The sequence below is a fragment of the Parvibaculum sp. genome (genome assembly GCF_019635935.1).
Taxonomy (GTDB): domain Bacteria; phylum Pseudomonadota; class Alphaproteobacteria; order Parvibaculales; family Parvibaculaceae; genus Parvibaculum.
The window spans coordinates 1,822,129-1,834,114 of record NZ_JAHBYN010000001.1; the positions used below are offsets into that span (position 1 = coordinate 1,822,129).

The 11,986-nt window shown below is 63.1% G+C and carries 9 protein-coding genes; 3 read left to right on the forward strand and 6 right to left on the reverse strand.

Going from position 1 to position 11,986, the window contains the following annotated elements:
- Nucleotides 1-108: 108 nt before the first annotated feature.
- Genes fsa through KF719_RS09095 form a run of 3 tightly spaced genes read left to right on the forward strand, consistent with a single transcriptional unit; the run spans nt 109 to nt 2,519 of the window.
- Complete coding sequence (gene fsa, locus KF719_RS09085) at nt 109-765, forward strand: fructose-6-phosphate aldolase (RefSeq protein ID WP_293508398.1); 657 nt, start codon at nt 109-111, stop codon at nt 763-765.
- Between the two features lie 60 nt (nt 766-825).
- Complete coding sequence (locus tag KF719_RS09090; RefSeq protein WP_293508399.1) at nt 826-1,566, forward strand: DUF484 family protein; 741 nt, start codon at nt 826-828, stop codon at nt 1,564-1,566.
- Nucleotides 1,539-2,519: a tyrosine recombinase XerC gene (locus tag KF719_RS09095; RefSeq protein WP_293508400.1), complete on the forward strand. Its 981-nt coding sequence runs from the start codon at nt 1,539-1,541 to the stop codon at nt 2,517-2,519. Before KF719_RS09090 ends, KF719_RS09095 begins: the two co-directional genes overlap by 28 nt.
- 9 nt (nt 2,520-2,528) lie before the next feature.
- Here the strand turns inward: KF719_RS09095 and lpdA are convergent, their stop codons facing one another.
- From lpdA to KF719_RS09125, 6 genes are all read right to left on the reverse strand, one after another.
- The gene (lpdA, locus tag KF719_RS09100; protein ID WP_293508401.1) at nt 2,529-3,920 is read right to left on the reverse strand and encodes a dihydrolipoyl dehydrogenase; all 1,392 of its coding nucleotides are present in this window, start codon (nt 3,918-3,920) and stop codon (nt 2,529-2,531) included.
- A 9-nt stretch (nt 3,921-3,929) separates the two neighbouring features.
- Nucleotides 3,930-5,153: a 2-oxoglutarate dehydrogenase complex dihydrolipoyllysine-residue succinyltransferase gene (odhB, locus tag KF719_RS09105; RefSeq protein WP_293508402.1), complete on the reverse strand. Its 1,224-nt coding sequence runs from the start codon at nt 5,151-5,153 to the stop codon at nt 3,930-3,932.
- 40 nt (nt 5,154-5,193) lie between these two features.
- Complete coding sequence (locus KF719_RS09110) at nt 5,194-8,388, reverse strand: 2-oxoglutarate dehydrogenase E1 component (RefSeq protein ID WP_293508403.1); 3,195 nt, start codon at nt 8,386-8,388, stop codon at nt 5,194-5,196.
- A gap of 221 nt (nt 8,389-8,609) precedes the next feature.
- Nucleotides 8,610-9,485 carry a succinate--CoA ligase subunit alpha gene (gene sucD / locus KF719_RS09115; RefSeq protein WP_293508404.1) on the reverse strand — a complete coding sequence of 292 codons (876 nt, stop codon included), beginning with the start codon at nt 9,483-9,485 and terminating at the stop codon, nt 8,610-8,612.
- Nucleotides 9,485-10,654, reverse strand: coding sequence for an ADP-forming succinate--CoA ligase subunit beta (sucC, locus tag KF719_RS09120; RefSeq protein WP_293508405.1), 1,170 nt, complete (start codon nt 10,652-10,654; stop codon nt 9,485-9,487). Before sucC ends, sucD begins: the two co-directional genes overlap by 1 nt.
- Nucleotides 10,655-10,885: 231 nt before the next feature.
- Nucleotides 10,886-11,962: an MBL fold metallo-hydrolase gene (locus tag KF719_RS09125; RefSeq protein ID WP_293508406.1), complete on the reverse strand. Its 1,077-nt coding sequence runs from the start codon at nt 11,960-11,962 to the stop codon at nt 10,886-10,888.
- Nucleotides 11,963-11,986: the final 24 nt, after the last annotated feature.

Genomic DNA, 11,986 nt, shown 5'->3' on the forward strand with positions numbered 1-11,986 from the left:
TGCGCAGCAGCGCCGGGACGGGCAAAAGGTGAAGCCTTCCGGCCGTGACTGCACTAGACTGTCGCGCAGGAACGATACAAGCGAAGCTCTCACCCAGAAGACCCAAGCATGAAATTTTTCGTCGACACCGCCGATATTGCCGACATTCGCGAACTTGCCGATACCGGCCTGCTCGACGGCGTGACCACCAACCCGTCGCTGATCGCCAAATCGGGGCGCGACTTCATCGAGGTCGTGGCCGAGATCTGCGGCATCGTCGAAGGCCCGGTCAGCGCCGAGGTGACGGCGCTCGACGCCGCCGGCATGATCGCCGAGGGCCGCAAGCTCGCAAAGATCGCCAAAAACATCGCGGTCAAGGTGCCGCTGACCTGGGACGGGCTGAAAGCCTGCAAGACGCTGACCGGCGAAGGCACCATGGTGAACGTCACCTTGTGCTTCTCCGCCAACCAGGCGCTGCTGGCGGCGAAAGCCGGCGCGACTTTCGTTTCGCCCTTCATCGGCCGTCTCGACGACGTCAATATCGACGGCATGGAACTGATCCACGAGATACGCTCGATTTACGATAACTACCCGGCGCTGACGACGGAGATTCTTGCCGCCTCGATCCGCAACGCCAACCACGTCAAGGACGCGGCGATTGCCGGCGCGGATGTGGCGACCGTGCCGCCGGCTGTGCTGAAAGGACTTGTTCAGCATCCGCTGACCGACAAGGGCATCGAAATGTTCATGGCCGACTGGAAAAAAACCGGCCAAAAAATTCTCTGATCGCGAAAAACTTCGCCGGCCGAAAGAAACTGGAAACGCTCTCTGGGAGATGCTGAGGCCATGAGCCAGCACAACGACAGACCGGAAGCCCAACGCATCGACGACGTCCCGCCTGCGATCTCCGCGGCCGACGTGACTGCCTATCTGCGCCGTCATCCCGAACTGCTGGCCAACGACCCGGATCTGATCGCGAGCCTCGTTCCGCCCTCGCAATCGACGGGCCGCAATGTGCTCGACATGCAGCATTTCATGATCGGCCGGCTGCAGGGCCAGGTGCGGATGCTGCGCGACATCCAGTCCGACCTGATCGAAGCTTCGTCGCTGAACAGCTTTGCCCGCGAACAGGTTCACGCCGCCGCGCTGCGCCTTCTCGACGCGGAAAGCTTCGAACATCTGATCGAATATGCAACGGGACCGGAAGGCCTTGCCCGCGTGCTCGGCGTACGCGCCGCGACGCTCTGCGTCGAGACGGCGAACGGCGTGGCCGGCATCGGCATTCGCGGCGTGCGCGTGCTGGAGCCCGGCGGCGTCGACCGTATTATGGGGATCGGCGAGCGCTGCCGCCTCGCCGCCCATGTGCGCGGCAGTCGCGGGCTCTACGGACCGCTGGCCGAAGAGGTCAATTCCGAAGCGCTGGTCCGCCTCGACTTCGCGCCGGGCGCACCGCCCGGCCTGATGGCGCTCGGGGGCTTCGAGCCCGAACAGTTCCATCCCGACCAGGCGGTCGATCTTCTCGAATTCCTGGCCCGCATCGTCGAACGCTGCGTGCGCCGATGGCTCGATCTGCCGCCCGCACGCTGACGGGCGCCCCGTCGCCCGACGACGCCGCGCGGGCGATCCCCGCACATGAAGATGCGCGCCGCGAAATACGCAACTGGTATGCGCATCTGATGGGCGAGCGCCGCCTCGGCGCGGCAACGCTCGTCAATTATCACCGCGACCTGACGCGCTTCTTCGAATTCCTGGTCGATCATCTGGGCGGGCCTGCCGACCTGAAGGCGCTGGCCGCGCTCGAGCTGCGCGACTTCCGTGCCTTTGTCAGCCATCGCCGGGGCGAAGGCCTCACAAGCCGCAGCGTGGCGCGGACGCTGTCGAGCCTGCGCTCCTTTTACGGATTTCTCGACCGCACCGGCGTCGCCGCCAATGCAGCGCTGAAGGCGCTGCGCTCGCCGAAACTGCCGCACGGCATCCCGAAACCGCTGACGGTGACGGGCGCCGGCAAATTGCTCGACGGCGCACGCGACCGGGAAACGGCGCCGTGGAAAGCGGCGCGCGACGTGGCGGTGCTGACCCTGCTTTATGGCTGCGGGCTGCGCATATCGGAAGCGCTGGGTCTCGACCGCGAGGTCGCGCCGCTGAAGGATGTGCTGCGCATCACCGGCAAGGGCAACAAGGAACGCATCGTGCCGGTGCTGCCGGTGGCGCGCGAAGCGGTCGACGCCTATCTGGAGCTTTGTCCGCATGCGCTGATGGCGGGCGGGCCACTTTTTGTCGGCGCGCGGGGAAAACGCCTCGATCAGCGGCAGGTGCGCCAGACCATGATCGATTTGAGGCGCGGCCTCAACCTGCCGGAGACGGTAAGCCCTCACGCGCTGCGCCACAGCTTCGCGACGCATCTGCTGGCTGGCGGCGGCGATTTGCGTTCGATTCAGGAATTGCTCGGCCATGCGAGCCTCTCGACGACGCAGGTCTATACCGAAGTCGATCCGGCGCGGTTGTTGGAAATCTATGACAAGGCGAAGGGACGGCGGTGAGCAGCGTCCTCACATATGGATCGGAAGCCCTGTGACCGCGAGTGCGGCTTCCTTGACCGCTTCGGACATGGTCGGATGGGCGATGCACATGCGGGCGATATCTTCCGAACTCGATGAGAATTCCATCGCGGTCACGGCCTGCGCAATCATCTCGCCCGCGTTCACGCCGACGATGTGAATACCGAGGATGCGGTCGGTCTTTTTATCGGCGAGAATCTTGACGAAGCCTTCGGTCGTCTTGTTGGCCTTGGCGCGGCCATTCGCGGTGAAGGGAAACTTGCCAGCATTATAGTCGATGCCCGCTTCCTTCAACTGCTCTTCGGTCTTGCCGACGCTTGCGACTTCCGGCGAGGTGTAGACGACGCCCGGAATGACGTCGTAATTGACCGCGCCGTAGTGACCCGCAAGCTTTTCGGCGAGCGCCACGCCTTCTTCCATCGCCTTGTGGGCGAGCATCGGACCGGCGACGCAATCGCCGATCGCATAAATGCTATCGACACTGGTCTTGTAGTTGGCGTCGATTTCGACGCGGCCGCGTTTGTCGGTCTTGACGCCGATCTTGTCGAGGCCGAGGCCGACGGTATAGGCGACGCGGCCGATCGAGACGAGAACGACATCGGCATCGAAGACCTGCGCTTCGCCGCCCTTGGCGGGTTCGACCGAAACCTTGAGGCCGGATTTCTGTTTCTCGACCTTCGTCACCTTGGCGCCGAGCTTGAACGTGAAGCCCTGCTTCTTGAGGATGCGGGTGAAATTCTTGACGACCTCGCCATCCATGCCCGGCAGGATGTTGTCGAGGAATTCGACCACCGTCACTTCGGCGCCGAGACGGCCCCAGACCGACCCAAGCTCAAGTCCGATGACGCCGCCACCGATGACGAGGAGCTTGCCCGGCACTTTTTCCAGCGCCAGTGCGCCGGTCGACGACACCACCGTCTTCTCGTCGATCTCGATGCCCGGAAGCTCAGCGACGTCGGAGCCGGTGGCGATGACGATGTTCTTCGTTTCCAGCACACGGTCGCCGACCCTGACCTTGCCGGCAGCCTCGATGCGGCCCTCGCCCTTCACCCATTCGATCTTGTTTTTCTTGAACAGGAATTCGACGCCCTTGGTGTTGCCGTCAACTGCCTCGTCCTTGAAGGCGAGCATCTGTTTGAGGTTGAGCTTCGGCTTCGGCACCTCGATGCCCATGCCCTCGAAGCTCTCGCCCGCCTCGTGGAAAAGTTCCGACGCATGCAGCAGCGCCTTCGACGGGATGCAGCCGGTATTGAGACAGGTGCCGCCGAGCCGGTCGCGCTTTTCGACCACCGCGACCTTGAGCCCGAGCTGCGCCGCCTTGATTGCGCATTCATAACCGCCGGGCCCGGCGCCGATCACCACAAGGTCGAGTTGGTCCGCCATTGAATTACCTCAGAGATCGAGCAGCAGGCGTTGCGGGTCTTCGAGCGACTCTTTCACGCGCACAAGGAAGGTGACCGCCTCCTTGCCGTCGACGATGCGGTGATCGTAGGAAAGCGCCAGATACATCATCGGGCGGATTTCGACCTTGCCGCCGATCGCCATCGGCCGTTCCTGGATCTTGTGCATGCCGAGCACGCCCGATTGCGGCGCATTGAGGATCGGCGTCGACATCAGCGAGCCGTAAACGCCGCCATTCGAAATCGTGAAAGTGCCGCCCTGCAGTTCTTCCAGCTTGAGCTGGCCGTCGCGGGCGCGGGTGCCAAGCGCATTGATTTCCTTTTCGATTCCGGCCAGCGACAGGTCCTGCGCATCGCGCAGCACCGGCACGACGAGGCCGCGATCGGTGCCGACCGCCACGCCGATATTGTAGTAGTTCTTGTAGACGATCTCCTCGCCGTCGATCTCGGCATTGACGGCCGGGATTTCGCGCAGCGCATGGATGCAGGCCTTGACGAAGAAGCCCATGAAGCCGACGCGCACGCCATGCTTCTTCTCGAAGAGTTCCTTGTACTGGTTGCGCAGCGCCATGACGTTGGTCATGTCCACCTCGTTGAAGGTGGTGAGCATGGCCGCCGTGTTCTGCGCTTCCTTGAGACGGGTCGCGATGGTCTTGCGGAGCCGCGTCATCTTCACGCGTTCCTCGCGCGCGGCATCGCCCTGGGACGCGCGCGCCTGAACCGGCGCGGCGGCGGGCTTTGCCTTCGCGGCCGCTTCGGCATCTTCCTTGGTCACACGGCCGCCGCGGCCGGTGCCCTCGACCTTCGACACATCGAGATCGTTTTCGGCGGCGACGCGGCGCACCGCCGGCGAGGGCGCGGCATCGGCGGGCCTTGCCGGCGCTTTCGCCTCGGATTTCGGTTCCGGCTTCAGTTCGGGTTTGGCTTCGGCTTTTTTCGGCTCTTCCTTTTTGGCCGCGGGCGCGGCGGCCCGGCCCTTGCCTTCGCCGATCTCGCCGAGAAGCGCGCCGACCTCGACCGTCTCGCCGTCCTTGACCATGATTTCGCCAAGCACGCCCGAGGCCGGTGCCGGCACTTCGACCGTCACCTTGTCGGTTTCAAGCTCGACCAGCGGCTCGTCCGCCGTCACCTGATCGCCCGGTTTCTTGAACCATTGCGCGACGGTCGCCTCCGTCACCGATTCGCCCAGCGTGGGCACGCGAATTTCCGTCGCCATTCGTCTCTCGCCTTTCCGAATCCGGAGCCCGCCCGAAGCCTCAATCGATCTTCAGCGCTTCCGAAAGAAACTGGTTCAATTCCTGATTGTGTTTGCTGAGAAGCCCCGTCGCCGTCGCCGCCGACGCCGGCCGCCCGACATAGGAGGCGCGGCGGTAGCGCGCGCCGACATGGTCGAGCACCCATTCGATGTTGGGCTCCATGAAGAACCATGCGCCCATGTTTTTCGGTTCTTCCTGGCACCAGACGAACTCCGCCTGCGGGAAGCGCGACAGCTCGGTGATGAGCGACTTCGCCGGGAAGGGATAAAGCTGCTCGACGCGCATCAGGTAGATGTCGTTGATCTCGCGCCGTTCGCGCTCTTCATAGAGATCGTAATAGACCTTGCCGGTGCAGAGCACGACGCGCTTGATCTCCTTGTCGGCGACAAGCTTGATCTTCTGGTCGGGCAGAAGTTCCGCATCGTCCCAGAGCACGCGGTGGAACGACGAGCCGGGCCCGAGCTCCTCGAGCTTCGAGACGCAGCGCTTGTGCCGGAGCAGTGATTTCGGCGTCATCATGATCAGCGGCTTGCGGAACTTGCGGTGCATCTGCCGCCGGAGCACATGGAAATAGTTCATCGGCGTCGTACAGTTAACGACCTGCATGTTGTCTTCGGCGCAGGATTGCAGGAAGCGTTCGAGCCGCGCCGAGGAATGCTCCGGCCCCTGGCCTTCATAGCCATGCGGCAGCAGCAGCACGAGGCCCGACATGCGGAGCCACTTGCGTTCGCCAGACGAAATGAACTGGTCGATGACGACCTGCGCGCCGTTGGTAAAGTCGCCGAACTGCGCCTCCCACAAGACAAGCGCATTCGGCTCGGCAAGGCTGTAGCCATATTCAAAGCCGAGCACGGCGGCTTCCGACAGCATCGAGTTGATGACTTCGAACTCGGCATCCTCGGAAATGCTGTTGAGCGGCACGTAGCGGTCTTCGTTTTCCTGATCGTTGAGCACCGAATGGCGCTGCACGAAGGTGCCGCGCTCGCTGTCCTGTCCCGACAACCGAACCTTGATTCCTTCCTTCAGCAGCGACCCGAAAGCAAGCGCCTCGGCCGTCGACCAGTCGATCCCCTCGCCGCTCTCGATCGCCTTGCGGCGATTGTCGAGAAAACGCTGGATCGTCTTGTGGACATGGAAACCTTCCGGCACCTCGGTGATCTTGCGGCCGATCTCGCGCAACGTATCGAGCCCGACTTCCGTTTCGCCGCGCCGTGCCTCGCCCTCGGCCCGGCCAAAGCCCGACCAGCGACCGTCGAGCCAGTCGGCCTTGTTGGGACGGAAACTGTTGGATGCCTCGAATTCGCCGTCGAGCTCGGCGCGGAAGGCGGCGAGGCGCGCATCGACTTCCTCGCGCGACATCAGCCCTTCGCGCACCAGACGGTCGGAATAGACCTGCAGCGTCGTCGGATGATCCTTGATCTTCTGGTACATCAAGGGCTGCGTCATGCTCGGATCGTCGCTTTCGTTGTGACCGAAGCGGCGGTAGCAGAACATGTCGATGACGACCGGCTTGTTGAAGCGCTGCCGGAATTCGGTCGCGATCTTGGCGGCATGAACCACCGCTTCCGGATCGTCGCCGTTCACATGAAAGATCGGCGCCTGCACCATCTTCGCAACGTCGGAAGGATAGGGCGAGGAGCGGCTGTTGATCGGGCTCGTCGTGAAGCCGATCTGGTTGTTGATGATGAAATGGATCGAACCGCCGGTGCGGTGTCCCTTGAGCCCCGACAGGCCGAGACATTCGGCAACGATGCCCTGCCCGGCAAAGGCCGCATCGCCGTGGATCAGCAGCGGAATGACGGTGACGCGCTGACGGTCGCGATGCTGGTCCTGCTTGGCGCGCGCCTTGCCAAGCACGACGGGATCGACGATTTCGAGATGCGAGGGATTGGCGGTCAGCGACAGATGCACCTTGTTGCCGTCGAACTCGCGGTCCGACGACGCGCCGAGGTGATATTTGACGTCGCCCGAACCGTCAACGTCTTCGGGGTTCGACGAACCGCCCTTGAATTCGTGGAAGATCGCGCGATAGGGCTTCGACATCACATTGGCGAGCACATTGAGCCGGCCGCGATGCGCCATGCCGAACACGATGTCCTTGGCGCCGAGCGCGCCGCCGCGCTTGATGATCTGTTCGAGCGCCGGGATCATCGCTTCCGCGCCGTCGAGACCGAACCGCTTGGTGCCGACATATTTGACGCCGCAATATTTCTCGAAACCTTCGGCCTGGATCATCTTGTCGAGGATCGCCGAGCGGCCCATGTCGGTGAAGGAAATCTCCTTGTCCGGTCCTTCGATGCGCTCCTGAATCCACGCCTTCTCTTCCGGATCGCCGATATGCATGAACTCGACCGCGAGCGTTCCGCAATAGGTGCGGCGTAGAATGTCGAGCATCTCGCGCACGGTCGCCATTTCAAGCCCGAGCACATTGTCGATGAAGATCGGGCGGTCGAGATCGTCCGGGCCGAAGCCGTAGCTTTCGGGCTGAAGCTCGGGATGCTGGGACTTCGGACGCAGATCGAGCGGGTCGACGTCGGCATCCAGATGTCCGCGAATGCGATAGGCGCGGATCATCATCAGGGCACGGACGGAATCGAGCGTCGCGGCGCGGATTTCGTCCTGGCTGGCCGACGGCGCGCGTTCGGCGATCTTCTGTTTCATGCTGCCGGCGACGAATTCCTGTGCGCCCCAATTGCCGTCAAGCGCACTGACAAGCTCGCCATTGGCGGCGGGCGGCCAGTCGTCGCGCCGCCACGAAGCGCCTTGCGCCTCTTTCAACACGTCTTCCGGCGCATCGCCGAGACCGTCGAAGAAGTCGCGCCACTCGGCATCGACCGATTGCGGATCGCGCTGGTATTTCGCGTAGAGCCCTTCGACAAAGGCGGCGTTGGCGCCGTAGAGAAAGGATGTCCGCTCGAAGCGGTCGTTCGCGCCGTTGCTGCTCATCGGAACCGATCCATGTGACGAAGGCGCTGCCGCGGAAACCGCGGGCGCCTGAAGAGCCGTTTCGCCGGAGAGAAAATCATTGGGCGTCACCGCGCCGCCCGTCGCCTTGAGGATGGCGTCGAGCGTCGGCCATTCGGGGCGCCGCTGGCCGTTCATGCAGCGCGTGACCGTGGACACCGAAACGCCCAACTGATCGGCAAAGGCGCTTGCCGTCAGATTGTTGGTTTCAAGCCATTCGGAGAGTTTCATGATTAAAATTTGCCAGAGAGGCAATCCGCCGTCAACGCGATTTGCCTTGTAGGCACATTCTGGAACCGAACCAGAAAAGCGTACAAGCCGACCCTAGAGAACCAGAATATAGTTAACAGATGACAATTTAGCAGGCCCGGCGTCAACAAAGGGTTCAAATGCGCCGCGGGGCTCCCGGAAAACCCGAAAACCCCGCGAAAATCGCCGAAAACAGCCGAAAATCAGCCCTTCAGCACCTCGACCAGCGTCGTGCCGAGCGCCGAAGGCGACTTGGCGACCGTGATACCGGCCGAGCGCATGGCCTCCATCTTGTCCTCCGCCCCGCCCTTGCCGCCCGAAATGATCGCGCCGGCATGGCCCATCCGGCGGCCCGGAGGGGCCGTGACGCCGGCGATGAAGCCGACGACCGGTTTCTTGACCTTCGAGGCTTTCAGGAACTCGGCCGCGTCTTCTTCGGCCGAGCCGCCGATTTCGCCGATCATGATGATCGACGTCGTGGCCGGATCGCCAAGGAACATGTCGAGACAGTCGATGAAATTGGTGCCGTTGACCGGGTCGCCGCCGATGCCGATGCAGGTGGTCTGGCCGAGACCCGCCGCCGTCGTCTGCGCCACCGCTTCATAGGTCAGCGTACCCGAACGCGAGACGATGCCGACCGAACCCGGCTTGTGGATGTGGCCCGGCATGATGCCGATCTTGCATTCGCCGGGCGTGATGACGCCGGGGCAGTTCGGGCCGACGAGCCGCGTCTTCGAGCCCGTGAGCGCGCGCTTCACCTTCACCATGTCGAGAACCGGAATGCCCTCGGTGATGCAGACCGCGAGCTCGATGCCGGCGTCGATCGCTTCGAGGATCGCATCGGCCGCGAAGGGCGGCGGCACATAAATGGCGGACGCGGTCGCGCCCGTCTTCTCGACCGCCTGCGCGACCGTGTCGAAGACCGGAAGATCGAGATGTTTCGTGCCGCCCTTGCCGGGGCTGACGCCGCCGACCATCTTCGTGCCATAGGCGATCGCCTGTTCCGAATGGAACGTACCCTGATTGCCTGTGAAGCCCTGGCAGATAACTTTCGTGTTCTTGTCAACGAGAACGGACATTATGCGGCCTCCTTCACGGCTTTGACGATCTTCTCGGCCGCATCGGCGAGGTTGTCGGCGGAAATGATCGGCAGACCGCTCTCGGCCATGATCTTCTTGCCGAGATCGACATTGGTGCCTTCGAGGCGCACGACCAGCGGCACACCGAGCGACACTTCCTTGGCCGCCGCAACGACGCCCTCGGCAATGATGTCGCAACGCATGATGCCGCCAAAGATGTTGACGAGGATGCCTTCGACATTCTCGTCCGACAGAATGATCTTGAAAGCCGCCGTCACTTTCTCTTTCGTTGCGCCGCCGCCGACATCGAGGAAATTTGCGGGTTCGGAGCCGTAGAGCTTGATGATGTCCATCGTCGCCATGGCAAGACCGGCGCCGTTGACCATGCAGCCGATCTGGCCGTCGAGCTTGATGTAGTTGAGGTCGTACTTCGACGCTTCGACTTCGGCCGGATCTTCTTCGGTCAAGTCGCGCAGCTCGACAATGTCCTTGTGACGGTGGAGCGCGTTCGAATCGAAATTCACTTTCGCATCGAGGCAGAGAAGATTGCCTTCGCCGGTCACGACCAGCGGATTGATTTCGAGCATGCTCATGTCTTCGCCGACAAAGGCCTTGTAGAGCTTGTCGATGAGCGCCACGCCCTGCTTCACCTGATCGCCTTCGAGGCCGAGCGCATAGGCAACCTTGCGGCCATGAAAACCGCTGATGCCCGATGCCGGGTCGATGGAGAAGCTGAGGATCTTTTCCGGCGTCTTTTTCGCGACCTCTTCGATGTCCATGCCGCCTTCGGTCGAGACGATGAAGGAGACGCGCGATGTCGCGCGATCGACGACGATGGAGAGGTAAAGTTCGCGCGCGATCGAGGAACCTTCCTCGACATAGAGCCGGTTGACCTGCTTGCCGTCGGGACCGGTCTGATGCGTCACCAGCGTCGAGCCGAGCAGCCGCGCCGCTTCCGATTTCACGTCGTCGACCGACTTCACAACCTTGACGCCGCCGGCCTTGCCGCGGCCGCCCGCATGGATCTGCGCCTTGACGACCCAGACCGGACCGCCGAGTTCCTTCGCTTTCGCCACCGCTTCGTCCGGCGAGAAGGCCGCATGGCCCCGCGGCACCGGGACGCCGTACTTCGCAAGCACGGCCTTGGCCTGGTATTCGTGAATGTTCATGCAAAAACCGTCCGGCTGATCGGCGTCGCGGGAACCCGTGCGCCGGGAGAGGAAAGATCGCTTGCCCGATAGCCCCGATAGCTAGGTCGGATGGCCGCGAGTTATACCACCCGAGCGAACGGGTGCAACCGGCAGATGGGCTTGCGCGGCCCGCCTTGCGATCTCGTCAACTGACATAAAGTTCAATTGTGTCAGCGGGATAGCGGATGACGCAGCGTCATCTCCCGCGCCTCAGCGCAGGTCGTGCTGGACGATCTTCTTTGAGCCCACCGGCAGTTCGAGATAGAGCCCGTCATAGCCGAGCATCACACCCCTTGGACGGATGTCCGAGACGCCGCGCAGGAACATCCGTTCCGACAGCGCATTGGGCAGACGCGGCACGATGTGGCTGTAGACCAGAAGCTCCGCCCCCGCCAGGTTGGCGATCTCGGCCGCCTCGACCGGCGTTGCGTGATAGTCCGGAATATCGCCCATGATCTTTTCGCGGCGGTCGCCGATGCGGCCGAGCACCTGTCCGATCGTGTTGACCATGTGGGCGGCCAGCGCCTCATGCACCATCACATCGGCATCCTTGCCGACCCGCGCGACATTCTCGTCGCGCGACGTGTCGCCCGAGAAGACCACCGAACGATCCTTGTAGTCGATGCGATAGCCAAAGGCCGGCGTCACCGGAAAATGCGTGACGAGAAAGGCCGTCACCTTGAGGTCGCCCGCCTCGAAAACGGTGACGGTGGCGTCGCGGTCGGGGATCTCGACGATGACGGGATTGAACTTCGCGCCTTCCACGGCGAAGAAGTCGGTGCCGTGATGGGCGATGCGCCAGCTGTTGTCGAGCTTGAAGGCTTCCGCGTAGCCCGCCGCCACATGCTCGATGCCGGCAGGGCCGTAAAGCGTCAGCGGATCGCTGCGGCCCGCCGCCCAGCTGTTGAGCGCGATATCGGGCAGGTCGCCGATATGGTCGGAATGGAGATGCGTGTAGAAGACCCCCGAGAGCCCGCCCATTGGCATCTGCATCGCGGTGAGGTTGTCGGCGCCGCCCGGCCCGCTGTCGATCAGGAAGAAATAGTCGCCCGCATAGACGCCGATGCAGGCCGACGCCCGGTCGGGATCGGGAAGCGGCGAGCCGGTGCCGCAAAAGACGATATGCAGCGCATCGGGATCGAGCACCGCCAGGTTGGTGCCGGCGAAGCGCTCGATCATGCGGGTGAGCACCCGGTCCTGCAGGCCCGGCGAGAGCCAGAGCGTCGCGAAAGCCACCAGCGCCAGCGCCACAACGCCGCCCGCACCGAATATCCAGATCCGCTTCATCGCCAGCTCTCCCCCTCGGCCCCT

Coding starts and splice junctions, on each gene's coding strand:
- lpdA (WP_293508401.1), bottom strand. CDS start 3,920: ATGGCGGACCAACTCGACCTTGTGGTGATCGGCGCCGGGCCCGGCGGT.
- KF719_RS09110 (WP_293508403.1), bottom strand. CDS start 8,388: ATGAAACTCTCCGAATGGCTTGAAACCAACAATCTGACGGCAAGCGCC.
- KF719_RS09125 (WP_293508406.1), bottom strand. CDS start 11,962: ATGAAGCGGATCTGGATATTCGGTGCGGGCGGCGTTGTGGCGCTGGCG.
- odhB (WP_293508402.1), bottom strand. CDS start 5,153: ATGGCGACGGAAATTCGCGTGCCCACGCTGGGCGAATCGGTGACGGAG.
- KF719_RS09090 (WP_293508399.1), top strand. CDS start 826: ATGAGCCAGCACAACGACAGACCGGAAGCCCAACGCATCGACGACGTC.
- KF719_RS09095 (WP_293508400.1), top strand. CDS start 1,539: ATGGCTCGATCTGCCGCCCGCACGCTGACGGGCGCCCCGTCGCCCGAC.
- fsa (WP_293508398.1), top strand. CDS start 109: ATGAAATTTTTCGTCGACACCGCCGATATTGCCGACATTCGCGAACTT.
- sucD (WP_293508404.1), bottom strand. CDS start 9,485: ATGTCCGTTCTCGTTGACAAGAACACGAAAGTTATCTGCCAGGGCTTC.
- sucC (WP_293508405.1), bottom strand. CDS start 10,654: ATGAACATTCACGAATACCAGGCCAAGGCCGTGCTTGCGAAGTACGGC.